This window comes from Actinomyces sp. Z16 (genome assembly GCF_003111765.1).
GTDB lineage: Bacteria > Actinomycetota > Actinomycetes > Actinomycetales > Actinomycetaceae > Actinomyces > Actinomyces glycerinitolerans.
Window position 1 is genome coordinate 1,521,738 of the sequence record NZ_CP027862.1, and the last position, 21,172, is coordinate 1,542,909.

The 21,172-nt window shown below is 69.1% G+C and carries 20 protein-coding genes, 1 tRNA gene and 1 pseudogene; 15 read left to right on the forward strand and 7 right to left on the reverse strand.

Annotated features, from left to right (window positions below; translation table 11 throughout):
• The first annotated feature begins 51 nt into the window (after nucleotides 1–51).
• The 10 genes and pseudogenes from C3B71_RS06260 (at nucleotide 52) to C3B71_RS06305 (ending at nucleotide 11,536) form a co-directional block, all read left to right on the forward strand.
• The gene (locus C3B71_RS06260; protein ID WP_199912588.1) at nucleotides 52–3,447 is read left to right on the forward strand and encodes a UPF0182 family membrane protein; all 3,396 of its coding nucleotides are present in this window, start codon (nucleotides 52–54) and stop codon (nucleotides 3,445–3,447) included.
• A 353-nt stretch (nucleotides 3,448–3,800) separates the two neighbouring features.
• Nucleotides 3,801–4,940 carry an SMI1/KNR4 family protein gene (locus C3B71_RS06265; protein WP_234416150.1) on the forward strand — a complete coding sequence of 380 codons (1,140 nt, stop codon included), beginning with the start codon at nucleotides 3,801–3,803 and terminating at the stop codon, nucleotides 4,938–4,940.
• Between the two features lie 143 nt (nucleotides 4,941–5,083).
• A tRNA-Met gene (locus C3B71_RS06270) sits at nucleotides 5,084–5,160 on the forward strand.
• Between the two features lie 79 nt (nucleotides 5,161–5,239).
• Entirely contained in the window at nucleotides 5,240–6,754 is a 1,515-nt protein-coding gene (locus tag C3B71_RS06275; protein ID WP_108966849.1) for a purine-cytosine permease family protein, read from the forward strand.
• Nucleotides 6,751–7,665 carry a purine-nucleoside phosphorylase gene (locus C3B71_RS06280; RefSeq protein WP_108966850.1) on the forward strand — a complete coding sequence of 305 codons (915 nt, stop codon included), beginning with the start codon at nucleotides 6,751–6,753 and terminating at the stop codon, nucleotides 7,663–7,665. Before C3B71_RS06275 ends, C3B71_RS06280 begins: the two co-directional genes overlap by 4 nt.
• A 149-nt stretch (nucleotides 7,666–7,814) precedes the next feature.
• A complete protein-coding gene (gene fumC / locus C3B71_RS06285; protein ID WP_073328112.1) occupies nucleotides 7,815–9,242 on the forward strand; it encodes a class II fumarate hydratase in 1,428 nt (475 codons plus the stop codon).
• A 94-nt stretch (nucleotides 9,243–9,336) separates the two neighbouring features.
• Nucleotides 9,337–9,444, forward strand: a pseudogene (locus C3B71_RS16400) (VOC family protein); the annotation flags it as partial.
• A 67-nt stretch (nucleotides 9,445–9,511) separates the two neighbouring features.
• Complete coding sequence (locus tag C3B71_RS06295) at nucleotides 9,512–10,195, forward strand: DUF1345 domain-containing protein (protein WP_234416151.1); 684 nt, start codon at nucleotides 9,512–9,514, stop codon at nucleotides 10,193–10,195.
• Nucleotides 10,196–10,279: 84 nt separating this feature from the next.
• A complete protein-coding gene (locus C3B71_RS06300) occupies nucleotides 10,280–10,684 on the forward strand; it encodes a DUF1304 domain-containing protein (RefSeq protein ID WP_073328117.1) in 405 nt (134 codons plus the stop codon).
• Nucleotides 10,685–10,753: 69 nt separating this feature from the next.
• Nucleotides 10,754–11,536 (forward strand): SGNH/GDSL hydrolase family protein, encoded by a 783-nt coding sequence (locus C3B71_RS06305; protein WP_234416152.1) that lies wholly within the window; start codon nucleotides 10,754–10,756, stop codon nucleotides 11,534–11,536.
• A gap of 16 nt (nucleotides 11,537–11,552) precedes the next feature.
• Here C3B71_RS06305 and C3B71_RS06310 read toward each other — a convergent pair whose 3' ends face one another.
• A complete protein-coding gene (locus C3B71_RS06310; protein WP_199912589.1) occupies nucleotides 11,553–12,563 on the reverse strand; it encodes a zinc-binding dehydrogenase in 1,011 nt (336 codons plus the stop codon).
• 20 nt (nucleotides 12,564–12,583) lie between these two features.
• Nucleotides 12,584–13,177: a PadR family transcriptional regulator gene (locus tag C3B71_RS06315; RefSeq protein WP_108966855.1), complete on the reverse strand. Its 594-nt coding sequence runs from the start codon at nucleotides 13,175–13,177 to the stop codon at nucleotides 12,584–12,586.
• Between the two features lie 158 nt (nucleotides 13,178–13,335).
• Between C3B71_RS06315 and C3B71_RS06320 the strand changes: the two genes are divergently transcribed.
• From C3B71_RS06320 to C3B71_RS06335, 4 genes are read left to right on the forward strand one after another with little or no spacing between them, the layout of a single operon-like run.
• Complete coding sequence (locus C3B71_RS06320; protein ID WP_073328163.1) at nucleotides 13,336–14,190, forward strand: ABC transporter ATP-binding protein; 855 nt, start codon at nucleotides 13,336–13,338, stop codon at nucleotides 14,188–14,190.
• Nucleotides 14,187–14,846 carry an ABC transporter permease gene (locus C3B71_RS06325; RefSeq protein ID WP_073328121.1) on the forward strand — a complete coding sequence of 220 codons (660 nt, stop codon included), beginning with the start codon at nucleotides 14,187–14,189 and terminating at the stop codon, nucleotides 14,844–14,846. The genes C3B71_RS06320 and C3B71_RS06325 overlap by 4 nt, the downstream gene beginning before the upstream one ends.
• On the forward strand, nucleotides 14,843–15,520 hold the full coding sequence (locus C3B71_RS06330) for an ABC transporter permease (protein ID WP_108966857.1): 678 nt from the start codon (nucleotides 14,843–14,845) through the stop codon (nucleotides 15,518–15,520). The genes C3B71_RS06325 and C3B71_RS06330 overlap by 4 nt, the downstream gene beginning before the upstream one ends.
• Nucleotides 15,511–16,452 carry an ABC transporter substrate-binding protein gene (locus C3B71_RS06335; protein WP_108966860.1) on the forward strand — a complete coding sequence of 314 codons (942 nt, stop codon included), beginning with the start codon at nucleotides 15,511–15,513 and terminating at the stop codon, nucleotides 16,450–16,452. Before C3B71_RS06330 ends, C3B71_RS06335 begins: the two co-directional genes overlap by 10 nt.
• A 38-nt stretch (nucleotides 16,453–16,490) precedes the next feature.
• On the opposite strand, the gene C3B71_RS06340 is transcribed toward C3B71_RS06335, so the two are convergent.
• From C3B71_RS06340 to C3B71_RS06355, 4 genes are all read right to left on the reverse strand, one after another.
• Nucleotides 16,491–17,039 carry a dihydrofolate reductase gene (locus C3B71_RS06340; protein WP_432416222.1) on the reverse strand — a complete coding sequence of 183 codons (549 nt, stop codon included), beginning with the start codon at nucleotides 17,037–17,039 and terminating at the stop codon, nucleotides 16,491–16,493.
• A 65-nt stretch (nucleotides 17,040–17,104) separates the two neighbouring features.
• Nucleotides 17,105–18,001 (reverse strand): thymidylate synthase, encoded by an 897-nt coding sequence (locus C3B71_RS06345; protein WP_073328129.1) that lies wholly within the window; start codon nucleotides 17,999–18,001, stop codon nucleotides 17,105–17,107.
• A gap of 107 nt (nucleotides 18,002–18,108) precedes the next feature.
• Nucleotides 18,109–18,555, reverse strand: coding sequence for an OsmC family protein (locus tag C3B71_RS06350; protein WP_073328131.1), 447 nt, complete (start codon nucleotides 18,553–18,555; stop codon nucleotides 18,109–18,111).
• Nucleotides 18,556–18,676: 121 nt separating this feature from the next.
• On the reverse strand, nucleotides 18,677–19,174 hold the full coding sequence (locus tag C3B71_RS06355) for a DUF2505 domain-containing protein (protein WP_073328134.1): 498 nt from the start codon (nucleotides 19,172–19,174) through the stop codon (nucleotides 18,677–18,679).
• A gap of 117 nt (nucleotides 19,175–19,291) precedes the next feature.
• Between C3B71_RS06355 and C3B71_RS06360 the strand changes: the two genes are divergently transcribed.
• Entirely contained in the window at nucleotides 19,292–20,752 is a 1,461-nt protein-coding gene (locus C3B71_RS06360; protein ID WP_073328137.1) for a sensor histidine kinase, read from the forward strand.
• Between the two features lie 77 nt (nucleotides 20,753–20,829).
• On the opposite strand, the gene C3B71_RS06365 is transcribed toward C3B71_RS06360, so the two are convergent.
• Nucleotides 20,830–21,078, reverse strand: a complete 249-nt coding sequence (locus C3B71_RS06365; RefSeq protein ID WP_067939003.1) for a WhiB family transcriptional regulator — start codon at nucleotides 21,076–21,078, stop codon at nucleotides 20,830–20,832.
• Nucleotides 21,079–21,172: the final 94 nt, after the last annotated feature.

Consider the following 21,172-nt stretch of genomic DNA (forward strand, 5'->3'; position numbering starts at 1 on the left):
TGTGCGCCCAGTGCGCACGCACAATGACACGGAACGACACGGAGCGTGAGCGTGAGCACCAGGCCCGACGACGATCCTATCGACAAGCCCGACGACGAGTCCGGTTCCGCCGACTCCTCCGAGACTGGCAGCCGCGATGACCGCGTACGCGGCGGCTTCTTCCAGTCCGACAGCCCTGAAGACCCGTTCATCCGCCGCGGCGCGAGCGATGGCGCGGGGACGTCGTCGTCGCCCCACGAGCCGGACGACACCGGGGACGACGACGCGGACGAGCCCGAGGAGTCCGGTCCCTTCGCCGCGGCCTTTGACCCCTCCGCCCTGTTCGGCCTGGGCGCCTCCCGGCAGCGCAGCGCCGCGGGCGGCGTGCCGCGGCGGCATCGGCGTCCCGGCGGCGGTTCGGGTTCCGCCACCCCGCCTGTCCGCAGAAGCGGGGCTGGGGGGCGCCGTCGCCCTGGGCCATTGGGGCTGACCATCGGCATCCTCGCCCTGCTGGCCATCGTCATCGGGTTCCTGTCACGCACCTGGACGGAAGTGCTCTGGTTCAGCCAGCTGGGCTACTCCCGGGTGATCTGGACCCAGTGGATCGCCGCGGGCGCCATGTTCGTGATCGGCTTCGTCATTATGTTCTTCGCCGTCTTCGCGGCCATACGGTTGGCGTACCGCGCTCGCGAGATCGGCCTGCCGCGGGATGAGGCGACCCGCAACCTGGAGGCCTACCGCTCTGCGGTTGAGCCCATGCAGCGGCAGCTGACGTGGATCGTGCCGGCGGTGCTGGCCCTGATCAGCTCGGCCTGGGACGTCGCTCCCCGCTGGCGGGAGGTGCTGCTCGCCCTAAATGCCCAGTCCTTCGGAACCACGGACCCGCAGTTCGGACTGGACGTGTCGTTCTACGTGTTCATCCTGCCGGTACTGCAACTGGTGGTGTCCTACCTGACGCGGGTGGTGGTGTTCGCGGGCATCTGCTCCGTGGTGGTCCACTACCTGTACGGCGGCATTTCCGTGTCCCGCACCCCGCACTTCACCCGGGCGGCCCGCATCCACATGACGGTGTTCCTGGCCCTGTTCGCGCTGCTGCGCGGCGGCTCCTACTGGCTGGGACGCTACTCCGCCCTGTACGCCTCCAACTCGAAGTTCGACGGGGCGGGCTACACCACCGTCAACGCCTCCATCCCCGCCAGCGCGATTCTGGCCGCGATCAGCGTGGTGGTGGCACTGCTGTTCCTGTTCTCCGTGCGCACCAGCTCCTGGCGGCTGCCGATCACCGGCGTCGCCGTCATGATCGTCTCGGCGCTGCTGATCGGCACCGCCTACCCGGCCGTTATTCAGAGATTCGTGGTCAATCCCAACGCGCAACGGGAGGAGGCGGCCTACATCGACCGCAACATCAAGGCCACACTCACCGCGTACGGGCTTGACGACATCGAAACCAGCAATTACGACGCCAAGACCACCGCCGAGGCCGGACAGCTGCTGGAGGATGCCGAGTCCACGACGTCGATCCGCCTGCTGGACCCGAACCTGGTCTCCCCGACCTTCCGGCAGTTGCAGCAGAACAAGCAGTACTACTCCTTCCCGTCCTCGCTGAACGTCGACCGCTACAACATCGACGGAACCAGCCGGGACACCGTGATCGCAGTGCGCGAGCTGAACCTCGACGGTCTGGGCGCCGACCAGCGGACCTGGGTCAACGAGCACACCGTCTACACACACGGCTACGGCGTGGTCACCGCCTACGGCAATACCGTCGCCTCCGGCGGCTACCCCTCCTTCTGGGAGGGCGGGATCCCCTCGGTCGGTGACCTGGGGGAGTACGAGCCGCGCATCTACTTCGGCCAGGCCTCGCCGTCGTACTCCATCGTGGGGGGCGACGACGGCGGCAACCCGCGCGAGCTCGACTACCCCGATGATGCGGCGGAGTCCGGTCAGGTCAACACCACCTTCACCGGTGATGGCGGCCCGGACGTGTCCAACCCCTGGAACCGGTTGCTGTACGCCGTGCGCTTCCAGGAGATGAACATCCTGTTCTCCCAGGAGGTGCGCAGCGGGTCACAGATCCTGTACAACCGCAACCCCGCGGACCGGGTCGCCGAGGTGGCCCCGTGGCTCACCCTGGACGGCAGCCCCTATCCGGCGGTGGTTGACGATGACGACGACGCCTCCACCCCCAAGCGGGTCGTGTGGATCCTCGACGGCTACACCACCACCAACAACTACCCGTACTCCCAGCACGAGTCGCTGGAGGACACGATGAGCGACGCGACCTCCGAGTCCGCGCTGTTGGGAGCCCCAGAGGAGTCCAACTACGTGCGCAACTCGGTCAAGGCCGTCGTCGACGCTTACGACGGCTCCGTGACCCTGTACGAGTGGGACCAGGACGACCCGATCCTGGCCGCCTGGAAGGCGGTCTTCCCCGGCTCGGTCACCCCGATGAGCGAGATGAGCAGCGACCTGATGGCGCACATGCGCTACCCGGAGGACCTGTTCAAGGTGCAGCGCACCGTGCTGGCCAACTACCACGTCACCGACCCGGAGGACTTCTACTCCGGCGGCGACTTCTGGAAGGTGCCCGACGACCCGACCAAGTCCGGCGACGACGCGCAGGCCCCCTACTACCTGACGCTGAAGATGCCCGACCAGGACGAGGCGACCTTCTCCCTGTCCAGCGTCTACATCATCGGCGGCAACACCGACCGCAACGTGCTCACCGGCTTCCTCGCCGTGGACTCCGAGACCGCCGGTGGTGAGGACGGCGGACGCAATCCCGACTACGGCAAGCTGCGGCTGCTGGAACTGCCACGCTCATCGAACGTGTCCGGACCCGGGCAGGTGCAGAACAACTTCAACTCCAACGCCACCGTCTCCCAGGTGCTGAACCTGCTCTCGCAGCAGGGCTCGGAGGTCATCCGCGGCAACCTGCTGACCCTGCCGGTGGGCGGCGGACTGCTGTACGTCCAGCCGGTCTACGTGCAGGCCTCCTCCGGCACGCAGTACCCGCTGCTGCGCGAGGTGCTGGTCTCCTTCGGCGACCAGGTCGGCTTCGCCGAGACCCTGTCCGAGGCGCTGGACCAGGTGTTCGGCGGCGACTCGGGCGCCACCACCGGGGAGGAGGCCGTCGACGGCGATGCCGCAGCCGCCAACGACACCTCGGCGGAGGCCCAAGAAGGCGCCGACCAGGCCGTGCCCACCGCTGCGCCGACCGAGCAGGCGAGTGCGGCGGCCACGCCGGAGGCGACCGCCGACGCAAACGCCAGCACCGCTCCGACCGGTTCCGGCGATCCGGCCGCCGACCTGTCCACGGCCCTGTCGGACGCGCAGACCGCCATGGACGACGCCGAGCAGGCCATGCAGGACGGGGACTGGACCGCCTACGGCGACGCCCAGGACCGGCTGACCGAGGCGCTGAACCGGGCGGTCGCCGCCCAGCAGCAGCTCGACGCCCAGGGGTGAGCGGCTGACACGGACGTCCGCGTGACGGCGGGGAGAGGACGCATGTCCTCTCCCCGCCGGCCGTTCCAGCCTCATCTCGTAGGCGCCGGCTCAAGTGATGCGCGGATACCGGTGGCAATCGCAGGTGTCGGATGCTTGAAGCCGACGTCTGTTGTAATAGAGGAATGGACGCTCACGAGGTCATGCCTTCGCCATCCCGGACTCTGGCCGAGACCGTCGCCCGTCATTTCGACGGCGCGTCCGTAACCGAGGAGGGTGAGTGCGTCACCGTTCACCTCGGTGCGGGGCTGCCCGCAATTGATTGCTTTGTTGAACCGATCATTCCGCGAAGGCCGGCAAGTGCGTTCGCATGGATGAGTATTCGTGGCGCGGTGATGGGGCGCAGCGGTGCGCTAGTCACCGCCAGCGGATATGGGGACACGGACCTGGAGGCAGTGGTGGCTGCGGGATGCAACTGGGCCTGCGCCTTCGGGCCCGTCCTCCTGACTGCTCTCGGGCATCCCGAACGCATCCGCACACCCGCACCCGACGTCGAGCAGTATGACGCGACTGTCGGGGGCAGACGCTACCGGATCACCACAGGCGGTTTGGACCGGGGCATCAGCGTGCCCGCGGAGGAGGTCGCTTCCTTCCGCGCGGAACTTGGCGGTTCGTGCGCGCTGACACGCCGAGTACTGGAATCGGGCACCATTCCGGCGACCCGTCTCGACGACGTCGTCTCGCTCGGGACTTTCTTGGCCGTCGGCCCACGCGTCAGTGCGGAGGTGAAACTCGGCGCAGCGGATTGGCCCGCGGCAACCGCCGTTCTGAGCCGGTTGCCGAGCGCGGAGCCGGGTGTGCGCATGCTCCGCGAATGGGCTCTGCTCGTCCCGCTGGAGCCCGCACCCCCGCTGACTCGTGATGGTCTGCAAAGCACCCTGAACCTGCTCCGGCATTGCCGCGACAACCCGGACTCGGAGGCCTGGTGGCTCGGGGGACGCACCCATGGTATGCAGCTGGGAGACACCGCCCCCGCTGATGCCGACCTTCCGGAGGACATGCGCCGCTTCATGGCAACCGTTGCGAGCTCTGGGGCCGGTCCCGGCTACGGACTGAACGTGCGACGCGAGGAATCTGGATGGGTGCATCTCGCCGATGCCGGATGCGGGGCGGAGTGGGTCCTTGAGCTTGCGGAGAACATTGTCTGGCTGGACGCACGTGCGTGCGATGGCTCGATGGTGCCCGTCGCCTCCTCCTTCACCGGCTGGTACGAGTCGTGGCTGGACAATGCGATACGCAACGGTGGTCCCTTCGCGAAGTGGAGTTATGAGGTTGACGCCGCCTACAAGATGCTCGCCGATGCGGTTGACAAAGTGGGACCCGACGCCGCACACGACCTGGTACGGACAGTGAAGATTCGTGAGCCGGGTGGAAGCCTGGTCGGGCCCTGTCATGCGTGTCAACGCGTCTACTATCGCTACCAGATCCCGAGCACGGTCTTCCGACTCGACTAGAGCTCGGGGTGCGCGTGTTCACTGCCTCTCGCATCGGGGAGTCGATTCGGCGCGGTCGTCGGTCATGCCGACTGGTGGTGAGGAAGGGCACGTCGCCTGGGTTTGCGGTCCCGACGGCCGCCGGACTAAAGTACTAACCACGACGCGGGGTGGAGCAGTTCGGTAGCTCGCCGGGCTCATAACCCGGAGGTCGCAGGTTCGAATCCTGCCCCCGCTACCACTCCGGAGGCCCCGGCACCAGCAGGTGCCGGGGCCTTCTGCTGCCCGGGCATCGCGTTCCTTTGCGGTAGATTCCCGCCATGAAAGACGCCCCATCCTCTCCACCCGATTCCCCGGTTTCCGCCGCCGTGCCTGGCCCTCAAACCGCCGCTGACGCGGACTCAGCCAGTTCCCGGATTGAGAACGCCGGTTTGGACGTGATCGCCGAATCCGAGCGCAAGGGCCGCCCCCGGGACCTGTTCATGCCCTGGTTCGCCGCGAACATCTCGGTGCTCGGCCTGTCCTGGGGCGCCTGGGTGCTCGGCTTCGGCCTTTCCTTTGCGCAGGCCGTCGTCGCCGGCGTCGTCGGGGTGATCGTCTCCTTCATGCTGTGCGGCTTCATCGCCGTGCTCGGCAAGCGCGGCAGCGCCCCCACCCTGGCCCTGTCCCGCGCCGCCTTCGGCTACCACGGCAACCGCCTGTCCGCCGCCATCTCCTGGATGCTCACCGTCGGCTGGGAGACGGTGCTGTGCGTGTCCGCGTCCCTCGCCTCCGCCACGGTGCTGCAGGCCCTGGGCTGGCACAACGAACTCGGCGCCCAGATCGTCGGCTTCCTGCTGACCGTGGGACTTGCGGCCAGCGCCGGCATCCTCGGCTTCGACACCATCATGCGGGTGCAGACATGGATCACCTGGGCCACGGGCATACTCACCGTCATCTACCTGATTCTGGTCTCCCCGCAGATCGACTTCGGGGCGCTTACCGCGCTGCCCGCCGGCTCGGCCGCGGCCTTCATCGGCGCCCTGGTCATGGTCGCCACCGGCTTCGGCCTGGGCTGGGTCAATGCCGCCGCCGACTACTCCCGCTACCTGCCGCGCAGCGCCTCCACCGGCGGCGTGATCGCGTGGACCACCATCGGCTCCTCGCTGCCCGTCGTCGTCCTCGTCATCGCCGGCATCATGCTGGTCGGCTCCGACCCCGAGCTCGGCACCGCCATCGACTCCGACCCCATCGGCGCGCTGACCACCATCCTGCCGCCCTGGTTCCTGATCCCCTTCGCCGTCGTGGCGATCCTGGGGCTCGCGGGCGGCATCATCATGGACCTGTACTCCTCCGGGTTGTCGCTGCTCGCCACCGGCCTGCCCGTGAAGCGGCACGTGGCCACCTCCATCGATGCCACCATCATGACCGTGGGTACCATCGCCGTCATCTTCGGGGCGGACGACTTCCTGGGACCCTTCCAGGGATTCCTGACGACTCTGGGGGTGGTGATCGCGGCTTGGGCGGGCGTCATGCTCGCCGAGGTGTGCCTGCGCCGACGCGACTATGACGAGGCCGCCCTGTTCACGCCCGACGGCGTCTACGGCTCGGCCAACCTGGAGGCGATCGCGCTGGTCGTCCTCGGGGCCGGCGTCGGCTGGGGCCTGGTCGTCAACTCAGCCGCCTCCTGGTTGAGCTGGCAGGGCTATCTGCTGGGCCCGCTGGGCGGCCGGGACGGCACCTGGGCCGGCGCGAACCTGGGCGTGCTGGCAGCGCTGCTGATCGGCCTGCTCGGACACCTGCTGCTCGGTCGGCGGCGCGTGCGCGTCCAGGAGCGGGCGGGGGAGCGCGCATGAGCTCCACCGGCTCCCTCCCACAGCCAGTTTCGGGGCCCGACGGCGTTCCCGCCGAGTTGCTCGTCGCCCTCACCGAGTCCGGTGGCGGGGACGGTCCCGGCCCCGCCGTGGAGGCCGCCCACCAGATCGCCCGGCGCACCGGCGCTGCCCACCACGACGTGTTGGTCGTGCTCGGATCCGGCGCCGACACCGCCCTTGACGGTTGGGGCGCGCCGACGGCGTCGCTGCCGCTCTCCGACCTGCCCGGCGTCGTCGGCCCCATCGCACCCGGGCATGTAGACCGGCTCGACTCCTACGAGTGGCGCCCGTCCTCCGGCCTTGACGAGGTTGGAAGCCCGACGACGGCGCCCCGCAGCCTGCGTGTGCTGGTGGCCCACGGCCGTACCCACCTGTATGAGGGACGCGGGCCCGGCACCGTCGTCGCCCTGGCCCGGGCCGCCGCCGCCACGGGCGTACGCGCCGCCGTCCTGGTCAATGCCAACGGCTGCCTACGCGACTGGGCGATCGGTGACGTCATGACGATCACCGATCACCTCAACCTTTCCGGCGCCTCGCCCTTCGACGGCACCGTGTTCGTCGACCAGCGTGAGCTGTGGGATCCGCAGCTGACCGCCGTTCTGCGCGGGCACACCCAGCGTGCCGGCGTCTACGCCATGGTGCGTGGCCCGGAGTACCAGACCCTGGCCGAATCCCGCATGCTGGCGTCCCTGGGGGCCGATTGTGCGGGCATGTCCACCATCCTGGAGGCGATCGCCCTGCACCAGTTGGGCGTGCGCGTGTCCGGGATGAGCGTGGTGTCCGACCTCTCCTTCGCGGCTGCTCCTACCGACCCGGATGAGGTCGTGCGCCTGGTCGCCGCCGCTCACGGCACCCTCGCCGCCGGCATTGAGGCGGTGCTGGCCGCCCTTTAGAACCGCGGGCGGGATGCACCCCGGACTCGGGCGGGGGAGTGGCCCCGTCCGCCTCCGGGGCGCACCGCTGTGCAGCTCACGGCCCGCAAGTGCGGACATAGGACGCCCGTCCCCGCCCGCACGCGTCCGCATCCGGCTAGCCTTGGACCATGGCACCTGAGAATTCCACCGGCGCGACGACGCGCACCGAATCCGACTCCATGGGCACCGTCGAGGTCGCCTCCGACCGCTACTGGGGTGCGCAGACCGAGCGCTCTCTGCACAACTTCGACATCGGCCGCGAGACCTTCGTCCTGTCCCACCCGCTGATCCGGGCCCTGGGCGTGCTCAAGAAGTCCGCCGCCCTGGCCAACGCCGAGCTCGGTGAGCTGCCCGAAGACATCGCGAAGTTGATTGCCCAGGCGGCCGACGAGGTCATCTCCGGTGAGCTCGACTCCCACTTCCCGCTCGTCGTCTTCCAGACCGGCTCGGGAACCCAGTCCAACATGAACGCCAACGAGGTCATCTCCAACCGCGCCATCGAGCTGGCCGGAGGCCAGATGGGCTCCAAGACCCCCGTCCACCCCAACGACCACGTCAACCGCGGCCAGTCCTCCAACGACACCTTCCCCACCGCCATGCACATCGCCGTGGTCTCCGAGCTGGCGGCCATGTACCCGCGGGTGCAGCAGCTGCGCGACACGCTGGACGCCAAGGCCAAGGAGTTCGACGACGTCGTCATGGTCGGTCGTACCCACCTGCAGGACGCCACCCCGATCCGTCTGGGCCAGGTCATCTCCGGCTGGGTCGCCCAGATCGACTTCGCGCTGGACGGCATCCGCTACGCCGACTCCCGTGCCCGTGAACTCGCCATCGGCGGCACCGCCGTCGGCACCGGCCTCAACGCGCACCCGAAGTTCGGGGAGCTGGCCGCCAAGAAGATCAGCGAGGAGACCGGCATCGAGTTCAAGCAGGCCGACAACCTCTTCGCCGCGCTGGGCGCTCACGACGCCCTGGTGCTGGTCTCCGGTGCTCTGCGGGTGCTGGCCGACGCCCTGATGAAGATCGCCAACGACGTGCGCTGGTACGCCTCCGGTCCTCGCAACGGCATCGGCGAACTGATCATCCCCGAGAACGAGCCCGGCTCCTCCATCATGCCCGGCAAGGTCAACCCGACTCAGTGTGAGGCCATGACCATGGTCGCCACGAAGGTCTTCGGCAACGACGCCACCGTCGGTTTCGCCGGCAGCCAGGGCAACTTCCAGCTCAACGTGTTCAAGCCGGTCATGGCCTGGTGCGTGCTGGAGTCCATCCAGTTGCTGGGTGACGCGTGCGTGTCCTTCGACGAGCACTGCGCCTACGGCATCGAGCCGAACCGGGAGAAGATCCAGGCCAACCTGGACTCCAACCTCATGCAGGTCACCGCCCTCAACCGCCACATCGGCTACGACAAGGCCTCCAAGATCGCCAAGAACGCGCACAAGAAGGGCCTGTCACTGCGCGAGTCCGCCCTCGAGCTGGGCTTCGTCACCGCCGCCGAGTTCGACGCCTGGGTGGTCCCGGCCGACATGACCCACCCGTCCGCCGCGGACGAGTGATCCGGGCGGTTCGCCTGACTGCGGCCAGACGATCGAAGTAGACATCGTTGCCCGGCGGCGTAGTGGCGCCGCCGGGCAACGTGCCGTCTGCCGAACCGGCGACGGCTACTACGAGGCGGTTCTGCTCGATCCCGAGGGCAATCGGGTGGAGGCCGTTGCCGGGGACTACACCGATGAGGTGGCTGAGCGCCTCGGCCTTTGAACCCCGCATCCGCCACGCCTCAAGGACCTACACGCATGTCGGCCACGGCTCGTGGCAGGCTTCGGCCATGAAGCGATCGAGCGTTTTCGGTCTTGTCGTGGAGGCGGTTCTCGTCATTCTGGGGCTGGTGGCCGTATTCGGAGGAGAGAGTGAGCTGGCCGCGTACTGCTCGGCCGCCTGGGTCTTGGTTGCGCTGGTTTACGTTGCGATCGTGGCCTGGGCCGCGTGGCGACGCCGGGTGCTGGCGGACGACGGCGAAATCCAGGAGCCTGCGCTCAACCTTCCCCGCTGGCTGATCGCTCTGCTGGGAACCTCCCCGGCAATAGCGGCGCTCGTGGGTCTGGTCAATGTGCTGACCGGAATTAACATTCCACAGGAACTGATCGACCAATTGGCCGTCATCAACGGCGCGGCGCAGGTGAGTGCCCTGACTCGGGCCCTCCAAATCGTCGCCACGGTGATTACGATACTCACGGCCATGCTCGGTTGGGCGCTTCTCCACCTGGGATATGCCCGGCATTACGAACGTCTGGACCACCTGTTCGGGCCGGCCCTGCAGTTCCCGGGCACAGCGGACCCGGATCTCACCGATTACGTGTACTTCTCCCTGACCGTGGGAACCACCTTCGCCACCTCGGACGTCGCCGTGACCTCTCGCCGCCTGCGCTGGACAGTGGCGGTTCACTCCGTCTTCGCCTTCTTCTATAACGCGATCGTGCTGGTGGTCGCGTTTAAGTTCATCACGGGCTGACCGGGATCCGCGGAGCGGCGACTTCCGAATCGCCGCCCGGCCCGCGCCGCGGCATCACCAACCACCCCCCTTAAGCTTCGGCCCGTGAATGCACTCCTCGTCATCGGCCTTCTAGCCGCCGTCCTCGCCGCAGCCCTGCACATGCTCATCTTCTGGATGGAGTCGATCGCCTGGGAGGGTCCGCTCGCCCGCAAGACCTTCGGCGGAAGTCCCAAGGAAGCCAGACCACACGCCTTCTACGCCTACAACCAGGGCTTCTACAACCTGTTCCTCGCGGTGGAGGCCCTGGCCGGCGTCGCCCTCATGGCCCTGAGCTCCGGCGCATGGCACACCGCGGGCAGCGCCCTGGCCCTCTACGGTACGGGCTCTATGCTCGCCGCCGCGCTGGTACTCGCCCTGAAGTCCCCGGCACACCGCCAGGCTGCGCTCAAGCAGGGGGCGTTCCCACTGATCGCCGTTGTGTTCCTGGTCTTGGGGCTTTTGCACTGAGCCGCGCTGCCCGAACGGTCGGCGTTGCCCAACGACGGCTCCGAGAATAAGTTACTAGACTGCCAGTTCGTGAATCCCATTGACCCCGACCCATCCCGGCCCCGCACGGTCCCGGTATCCCTGCTTCGTGCCGCCCGTCGACCGATTGCGGCGGCAGAGGCGGCACTGGCGCAGCACACCGTCCACCTGGCGCCCGAACCGCCCGGGGAGCGCTTCGGCCTGGTCACCCCGGACGGAGACGCAACGCCAGGGGCGGACAGTCAGATGAAGAGCATCCCGCTCCGTTTTGAGGCCATTGGCGACTCACTTGTGGCCGGCTCCGGCGTCGATGACCAGTCCGAGGCGCTGGTGCCGCGCATCGCCCGGCAAGTCGCCGCCGGGACCGGTCGCGACGTGCACTGGTCCACACACGCGCGGTTGGGCGCAACCATGCGCCGCGTCCGCTACCGCTTCCTGCCGGAGCTCGACGGCGCCGACGTCGTCTTCGTGTGCGCCGGCTCCAACGACCTCATGGCACGCCGCACGCTGACCGAATGGGAGGAGGACCTGAACGCGGTGCTCGACGGCGCGGCCGCTGTGGCGCCGCATGTGGTCGCCTGCTCCGCCGGCCAGTTGTACAAGAGCCCCGCCCTGCGGCCCACCCTGCGCGCGGTGCTGCGCGAATGGACCGACGTGCAGACCGACGCCTCCGCCGCGATCTGCGAGGCGCACGGCGTGCCCTACGTGGACGTCGCCCACTGCGAACTGGTCGACGACTTCTGGGCCGCCGACGGCTTCCATCCCTCGGCCGCCGGTTACGCGATGGCGGCCGACATGATCGCCGAAGCGGTCATCACCGAGCTGGCCGCCTGACCGGCGTCCACGCCGCTCACGCCCAGGGCAGGCCGACCAGCTTGCCGGTGTGCGCGCCGGCGGCCATGTCCCGCTGCGCCTGAACCACGTCCTCCAGCGGGTAGGTGTGCACCGGCAGGAAGTCCAGGGCGCCCGTCTCAATCCGGTCCAGCACCCGCTGCAACTCCGCTTCCGGCAGGTCGGAGGCCTGGCCGGAGTAGGTGGTCAGCCGCACCCCGTTCGGGATCCAGTCCAGCGGATAGAAGTCCTTGATGGTCCACGAGTCCGAAAGCATGCCGGTGAAGCACACCGTGCCGTGCACCGCGGCGGCTTGCAGCGAGTCGCGCAGCGTCGGCACACCCACCAGCTCCAGCACCGCGTCCACCCCCGCGGGCGCGTGCCGACGTACCTGCTGTGCCACCGCGCCGTCGTCGCGCAGTGCCATCACGCCCCGGGAGGAGAGCAACTCCAGTCCGGCATCCCGGCGGGAGGTCGCGTAAACCGTGCAGCCCATGTCAAGTGCGAGGGCTGCTGTGGCCAGTCCCAGCGCCGACGTTCCGCCGCGCACCAGCAGGCTCTGCCCGGGTTGCAGATTCAGTCCGGTGGTCAGGGAGCCGTAGGCGGTCTGCAGTGTCTCGGGGACCGAGCCGATCACCTCCCAGGGCAGGCCCGAGTGGAAGGTGATGACCTGCTCGCGCGGCACCACCACGTATTGGGCGTAACCGCCGTCGAAGGCCCGGCCCATGCCGCCCATCATGGTGACCGCCTGGGTTCCCGGGGCCAGACGCCTCTCGGGATCCAGGTCCACGACGCCGGAGGCCTCGATCCCCAGTACGCGCGGATAGCTCATGCCGCCGGCCTGTCCGGTCACCGAGTGGTACTCGCTGCGGTTCAGTCCGAAGGCCATGACCTTGAGCCGTACCCAGCCGGGCCGCGGCTGCGGGACGGGCACGTCCAGCACGTGCAGGTTCTCAATGCCGGGGGCGGTCAGCACGGCGGCGCGCATGCTCGCGGGCGTGGTGGTGCCAGACGGTATGGCGACGGTCATCGGATAACGCTCCTGGGTTTTTACGGAAGTGGTTCGGGGTGTCGGGGCCGGCACTCCGGCACCTGGGAGTCCGGAGTGGTGCTGGCCTCGTCGGCGGGGGCGGCCAGTACCTGCTCCAGCCAGTCGATCTCCGCCCGACGGGATGCGGCCACGATGCGGATCATGCCGCGCCGGTACGGATCGGGCTCGGTGCTGGAACGGCGCGGCGCGTCGTCGTCGTAGAAGAATGCGGGTGCCGGCTCACGCAGCACGGCCAGACGTCGACGCAGCACGGCCTCGCGCCCGGCCGGATCGGGTAGGCGGGAGAGGAAGGCGAGCAGAACCAGGAAGCGTGGCTGGGAGGCGATGTCGACCTCGGCGGGATGGCGCAGCAGATCAAGCAGGCGCTCGCGGCCGGTCGCCGTGATCTCTAGCCGCTTGCGGGGGCGGCCCCGGGCCCCGGGCTCGTCGGTGCGGACGAGCAGACCGGCCTTCTCCAGGCGCGCCAGAGCGGGGTATAAGGAGCCCTCGGAGAGATGACTGCCGGGCCCGTCCAACTCGTTGATCCGGCGGCGCAACTCATAGCCGTGCAGCGGTCCCTCGGAGAGGAACCCTAGGATCTTGAGTTCAAGCACGCCGTCACACTACATCGAATCGACATATCCGCAAAGCGTTGTTACGGTAGGGCGACGTCGCCGCTCGGCGGAGGAGAGGAGACAGTCGTATGGGACTGGGAACCGGGACTCGGATCACCGACGCGTCCGCGCCTGCCACCGCAGGTTCCAGGCCGGCCATGACAGGGGCCAGCACGATCGAGTTCTCCGATGTCACCAAGCGCTACCCGGGACCTGCCGGCAACGGGGCCGCCGTCGACTCCTTCTCCGCCGTGCTGCCCGCCGGCTCCATAACCGTCCTGCTCGGCTCTTCGGGCTGTGGGAAGACGACCCTGCTGCGCATGGTCAACCGCATGGTCGAGCCGACCGCCGGCCGGATCCTCCTCGACGGTGAGGACGTCCAAGACGGCAGCCCGGTGGCCCTGCGCCGTTCCATCGGCTACGTCATGCAGAACGCGGGACTGTTGCCTCACCGGCGGGTGCTGGACAACATCACCCTGGTGCCGCGCCTGAACGGCACCGGCCGGTCCGCGGCACGGGCGCGCGCTCGCGAGCTGATGGACATGCTGGGCCTGGCGGAGGACCTGGCCGACCGCTACCCGGGGCAGCTCTCCGGCGGCCAGGCCCAGCGCGTCGGTGTGGCCCGCGCCCTCGCCGCCGACCCCGGCGTCCTCCTCATGGATGAGCCCTTCGGCGCCGTGGATCCGCTCGTGCGCCGCGACCTGCAGCGAGAGTTGCTACGCATTCAGGGCGAACTCGCCAAGACGATCATCTTCGTGACCCACGACGTGGACGAGGCCCTGATGCTCGGTGACGAGATCATCCTCTTGCGCGAGGGCGCCCAGATCGCGCAGCGCGGCACCGGCGCACAGCTGCTCGCCGATCCGGCCGACGACTTCGTGGCCCGTTTCCTCGGGCTCGACGACGCCGACCGCGTCCTGCGCCTGGCCGACGTCGCCGGCGGCCGGGTGGTTCTGGACCGGGTCGGCCGGGCGATAGGGCGGATCGACGCGGACGCGGAGATGCGCTCGTGACCTGGGTCCTGAACAATCTCCCGGCGATCGGCTCCTACCTGATCGCGCACGTGAGTCAGGCGGTGCCCGCGATCCTTGCGACCCTGGTGCTCGGCATCCCGATCGCCCGCCTGACCCAGCGGTTGGGGCCGCTGCGCGGCGTCCTCGTTTCGGGCGCCTCCCTGCTGTACGCCATCCCCTCGCTGGCGCTGTTCGTGATCCTGCCGGTCGTGCTCGGCACCGGTATCCGCGACACCATCAACGTCGTCGTCGCATTGACGCTCTACGGCCTGGCACTGCTGGTGCCCACCACCGTAGACGCGCTCGACGCAGTCGACCAGCGGGTGCTCGACGCCGCCACCGCCATGGGCATGGGGCCGCTGCGCCGCTTCGCCACCGTGGAACTGCCGCTGGCCGGGCCGGCGATTGTGGCCGGCCTACGCGTCGTTACCGTCTCTACCGTGTCGCTGACCACGGTCGGGGCGGTTCTGGGCGTGCGCAGCCTGGGCTGGCTGTTCACCGACGGCTACCAGCGTGGCATCACCGCGGAAATCCTCGCCGGAATCCTCGCCACTGCTCTGCTCGCGGTCGCGCTCGACGGCCTGGTGGTGCTGGGCGGACGCGCCCTGCTGCCGTGGGCGCGCCCCACGCGGCTGCGTGAGGGGGCGATGGCGTGAACTACGTCGGTGAGGCGATCGCCTACATTTTCGCCGCCGCCAACTGGTCCGGATCGCTCGGCATCGGGCGGCTGCTGGTGCAACACATCGGGTACTCGCTGCTAGGGGTGGCCGTTGCCGCCGCCATCGGGGTGCCGTTGGGCTGGTGGATCGGACACACGGGGCGGGGGCGGGGCGCCGCCATCGCTCTGGCCGGCGCCGTGCGGGCCCTGCCCACCCTCGGCCTGATCACCCTGTTCGGGCTCGCCCTCGGCGTGGGCCTATCCGCCCCCATGCTCGCCTTCATCGTCCTGGCCCTGCCCAGTGTGCTGGCCGGCGCCTACACCGGCATTGAGTCCGCAGATCCCGTCGCCGTCGACGGCGCCCGCGCCAGCGGCATGAGTGAGATCCAGCTACTCACCCGCGTGGAGATCCCGCTGGGCGCCCCGCTGCTGGTGGGCGGCCTGAGGTCCGCCACCCTGCAGGTGATCGCGACCGCGACCCTGGCCGCCTACACCGGCGCCGGCGGGCTTGGGCGGCTGATGTTCCTCGGTCTCAAGACCCAGGACTACGGCATGATGCTGGCCTCCTCACTCATGGTCATTGCCCTGGCTCTGATATCCGAACTCATCTTCATCCTCCTCCAGCGCGCCGTCACCCCGGTCGGTGCACGTAACCGAAAGGAATCCCCGTGAATCCCAATGCTGACAAGCGCACGGTGCTCACCCGTCGCAGTGTCCTGGCCGGCGGTGGTCTGCTCGCCGTGGCCGCCACGCTCGCCGCCTGCTCCAACTCCGACCCGCTGTCCTCGGGCACGGCCTCCGGCACGATCGTAGTGGGCAGCCAGCAGTACTACTCCAATGAGATCATTGCCGAGCTGTACGCCCAGGCGCTCGAGCAGGCCGGTTTCACCATCGACCGCCAGTATCAGATCGGGCAGCGCGAGGTCTACATCCCCGAGCTCGAATCGGGGGCGATCAGCGTGCTGCCAGAGTACGGCGGCAATCTGCTGCAGTACTACGACTCCGATACCGACGCCACGGACTCTGAGTCCATCCACGCCGCCCTGTCGGACGTGCTCCCGGACTCGTTGATGGTGCTCGACTATGCCGAGGCCACCGACCAGGACTCCTATACCGTGACCAGCGAACTCGCCGAGGAGTACGGCCTGGTCTCCATCGGCGACCTGGCCAAGCTCGACGGCACCGTGATGGTGGCGGCGAACTCCGAGTTCAAGACGCGTCCCTACGGCCCGACGGGCATCAAGGCCGTCTACGGGGTGGATGCCGACGTCTACCCCGTGGAGGACGACGGCGGATCGCTTACCATCGGCGCTCTCAAGGACGGAACGGTGCAGGCGGCCGACATCTACACCTCTTCGCCCGCCATCGACGCCAACGACCTGGTGGTCCTGGAGGATCCGGAGGCACTGATCCTGCCGCAGAACGTGACTCCGCTGGTCGCCGCCGACCTCGACGAGGGCGCCGTCACCGCGATCAACGCCGTCTCGGCGCTGCTGACGCCGGAGGCGCTGCGCGCGCTCAACGCCCGTTCGGTGGACGAACAGCTCGACTCCGCCACGATCGCCACCGACTGGCTCACCGAGCAGGGCATCCTGTCCGACTGAGTGCGTCCCATCACCGCCCTCGGCGGGCGCGTGTTCGGCTACGACACCGGACCGTGGTTGCCCGGACGGCGCAGGTAGTGCTCAACCCGCCAGGTGGCGTCCCCGGAAGCGGGGCGCCACTGGCCCGGCGGGTCCGTACAGGGGCCGCCCGGACTCCACTGCGACGGATCAAGCGCCGGAGCGTGCACCAGAAGCCCCGGGTCCATGCCCGCCGCGGCCGCGCGGGCACCGGCGTCCAGGTCGATCACCGACACCAGTAGTTCGTCCACGCAGTCGGCCGCAAGCGCCTGCGCGTATACGCTGCCGCCGCCGATTACCCACACCCGTGGCAGGGTGCGGTAGATGCCCTCGCGGGGATCCTCACCGGGGGCATCGACGGCGTCGTGCGCCGCCGCCAACCCGGCACGCAGGTCGCGGGCCACTACCGCGTCCTGCGCGGCCCAGTCCGGCCTGCGGGTGAGCACGATGCTCGTGCGCCCGGCCAGTGCGCCCCCGATCGACTCCCAGGTGGTGCGGCCCATGACCACGGCACCGCCCAGGGTGGCCGCCCGAAAGTGGCGGAAGTCGGCGGGCACCCGCCACAGCATGCCTCCGTCGGCGCCGATGATGCCGTAGCGATCCTGTGCCCAGATCGCCCCGACGGCACCGCCGCTCACACCGCCACCGGCGCCTTGATCGTCGGATGGTGCTGGTAGCCGGCGGAGGCGTCGATGTCATCCATGGTGTAGGCATCGATCGAGTCGGCCCGCTTCAGCCGCAGCCGCGGGAACGGGTAGGCCTGCGGGACCCGGGACAGCTGCTCGCGGACCTGGGAGACGTGGTTGTTGTATATGTGGCAGTCCCCGCCGGTCCACACCAGTTCCCCGACCTCCAGCTCCGCCTGCTGGGCAAGCATGTGGGTCAGCAGCGCGTAGGAGGCGAGGTTGAAGGGCACGCCCAGGAACAGGTCCGCTGAACGCTGGTAAACCTGCAGCGACAGGCGCCCGTCGGCCACATAGCACTGGAAGAAGGCGTGGCACGGGGCCAGCGCCATGCGATCCAGTTCGCCCACGTTCCAGGCGGATACGAGCATGCGGCGGGAGTCGGGGTCACGGCGCAGGGTCTCGATCACCCCGGTGATCTGGTCGATCGCCCCACCGTCCCGGGCCGGCCAACTGCGCCACTGGGCGCCGTAGATGGGGCCGAGCTCGCCGTCGGCGTCGGCCCACTCGTCCCAGATGGTGATGCCGCGCTCCTGCAGCCAGCGGGCGTTCATGTCGCCGCGCAGGAACCACAACAACTCGCCCTTGACGGCCTTCATGGCCACGAACTTGGTGGTGATGCGCGGGAAGCCTGCCGTCAGGTCGTAGCGCAGTTGCCGGGCGAACACCGAGCGGGTGCCCGTGCCGGTGCGATCGCCCTTGGAAACGCCGTCTAGCAGAACCTCGGCCAGCAGGTCCTCGTAGGCTGCGTCCACGCCGGCCGGTGCCTCCAGACCCAGTCGCGCCAGGTGCGGATAACGCCTGGTCTCGCCGTGGCGGTGCGCGCTCTGCTTACCGCTCTCACTCATGTGCGAACCTCCATCTCAACGCCGCGCCGGCCTTCGCTGGGGGCACTCTATCGACTCCCGTCGCGACCGTGCGGCATGCGGGCCCGACGCGGCGCAGGACCGACCGGCTATGCGTCGGGGTCGTCGAGCAGGTGCAGGCGCAGGCCGGCGCCGTGCTCCAGGGTGTGACCGACGGTGCAGCCGCGTTCGATCGCACGGTCCACCCGCTCGCCGAGCGTCTGGCGCTGCTCGGGGCTCAGCGAGGCGAAGTCGGCGACGATCTGCACGTCCAGATCGCTGTAGCGCTCCTCCTCCTCATGCTTAATGGAGGCGGCGATGACGTTGGCGTCGAAGTCCTCACCGAGTGCCTTGGCCAGCCGGTGGTCGGCGGACAGCGCGTTGCAGGTCGCCAGGGCGAGCTTGAGGAGATCCCCCGGGGAGAACTCGCCCGGGCCCATGCCGACGCGCACCTCGGCGCCGCGGGCGTTGTGGCCCAGGTACTGGCGATTTCCGGTGCGTTCCGCCCACACCGAGTTGGACTCGGTGGGAGTGATGACGTCATTGAGGTCGTTCATGGGGGAGATGGTGTCACAGGGCCGGTGGGGCGACTAGCGCATGCGCGTTGGGCGGAACGGGAATATTCGGTAGCGCCCGCCGGGACGTCCCCTCAGGCCGGTCCCGGCACGGCGGCTCCGTTCAGGCGTTCAGCCAGGCGGCGCCCCGGCGCTCCTCGTCGGCCACAACCCGGTTCGCCTGTGCCAGCGCCTTCTCCTCCACGCTGCGCCCCACCAGGGGCACGGAGACCGAAAGATCCAGGTCGACGACGACGCGGGTGGACTCCCCGCCGGCGTCGGGGCGCATGCTGGTGGTGGCGCCGGCCCTTACCGGGGCCCCCTTGACCGCGAGGTCGAGGCTGCCGCTGCGTGAGCCGTCGTCGGCGGGTTCTCCCCAGGACTCGGTCAGGCCGAAGGAGACGGCGGAGCGGACGAAGCGGGCGGCGGCCGCCGGCAGGTGGCCGGGTGATACCGATCCGGAGATGGTCGCCACGAAGCCGCGGCCGCGTGCGGCGACGTCGACGGAGGCGTCCTCCAGCTGGAATCGCTCGATGCGGCCACGCTGGTAGGCCGGATCGGCCAACATGGCGGCCACGCGATCCGGGCCGGCGGGGTAGGTGATCGTGACGCGCTGCTTCATGGTCCCGATCCTGCCACGCCTCGGCGGGTGGCGCCCACGACGTGCCGGGCCCTGGTTGCGGACGTGTCCCATGGCTCGGGAAGCCGAGCTCCCACCTGTACCCGGTAGCATCGGGGCGTGTCGAGTCTTCTGCCCTCCACGGTCCGCGGCGTCGTCAGCCTGCCCCCAGCCGACCTCGACTGGCTTCATCAACTCATGGCGGACTGGCAGGTGATCGCGGACCTGTCCGTATCCGACCTGGTTTTGTGGGTACACACCGACTCCGGCCGGTTCGTGGCTGCCGCGCATTCGCGTCCGGCTACCGGTGCCACCGTGCACCTGGAGGATGTGATCGGTCGACGCATGCCCGCCGCCCGCGAGGCCATGGCGCTGGAGGCACTGATGAGTGGGCAGATCGTGGTGGCGGCCGCCCCGGAGTGGACCGGCTCTTCGGCAGTGCGCGAGGAGTATGTCCCGGTTATTCACGGCTCCCGTGCAATTGCCGTCGTCACCCGGGAGACCGCCGTCGGCGTGCTGCGCGGCGGCCGCATCGTGGACAAGCCCCTGGAGGAGCTGGCCGACGCCCTGTGCCTGATGATCGCGCAGGGGAGCTTCCCCATCAACGGCGCCGCCACGGCCGTGCGCCACGGCACCCCCCGTGTGGGCGACGGCGTGGTCAGCCTGGATGACGACGGCGTGGTCACCTACGCCTCACCCAACGCTCAGTCCTGCTTCCACCGGCTCGGCGTTGAGGGCGACATCGAGGGCAGTCAGCTCGCCGAGGCCGTCACCAGCATCATTCCCGAGCGCACTCCCGTGGATGAGACCATGGCGGTGGTGCTGATGGGGCGGCAGGCGTGGTTGACCGAGGTGGAGGTTGGTGGCGTATTCCTGTCAATGCGCTCGATTCCGCTGCGTCGCGACGGGGCGCGGGCGGGCGCCCTGCTGCTGGTTCGCGACGTCTCGGAGATTCGGCGCCGGGAGCAGGTGCTGATGAACAAGGACGCCACCATCCGCGAGATTCACCACCGGGTCAAGAACAACCTGCAGACGGTTTCCGCGCTGCTGCGAATGCAGGCGCGCCGTGCCACCAATGAGGAGACGCGTTCCGCCCTGACGGAGGCGGAGCGACGCGTGGGCACGATCGCCACCGTGCATGCGGCGCTGAGTCAGAACGTTGATGAGCAGGTCAACTTCGACGAGGTGTTCTCCTCGGTGCTGCGTTCCGCCGCGGCCGTGGCCACCCCCACCGGGCAGGTATCTACTCGCCTGGAGGGCAAGTTCGGGGTGATCGAGGCCGACGTGGCCCAGGCCTTGGCCACCGTGCTGGCCGAACTGGTGACCAATGCGGTCGAGCATGGGCTGGAGGATCGCGACGGCACCGTGACGGTGCGGGCGCAACGCGACGGCGAGCAATTGACCGTGCATGTCATCGACGACGGGGTGGGCCTGGTCCCCGGCAAGGAAATGACCGGCCTGGGCACACGGATCGTGAACACCCTGGTGCGTGGTGAGCTACGCGGCTCGATCGACTGGCGTCCCGCCCCGGGCGGGCAGGGCACCGACGTGGTCCTGCACGCCCAACTTGGTGAGGCCTGAACCCGGGACGACGGGGCGGACGGTGCAGTGGGAAAGGGGCCGGTGGCGCACCGGGGTGCGGCGCGCCACCTGACGGCTCAGGAGGAGCGGCGGGCCCGGGCGGCGCGCCGCTTGAGCGAGCGCCGCTCGTCCTCACTCATGCCGCCCCACACGCCGGCGTCCTGGCCGTTCTCAAGCGCCCACTTCAGGCAGGTGTCGACCACGTCGCAGCGGGCGCACACCTCCTTCGCCTCCGCGATCTGCGCGATCGCGGGGCCGGTGTTGCCGACGGGGAAAAAGAGTTCCGGGTCAACCGTGAGACAAGCTGCCTGGCTCCGCCAGTCCATAGAGGGCTCCCTTCGGGGACGTGAATGCTGCTGCGGTGCGCGTGACGTGCCGTCCCGAATTCGCCGAGGCGGGCGCTGGACCACCGCGTCCTGC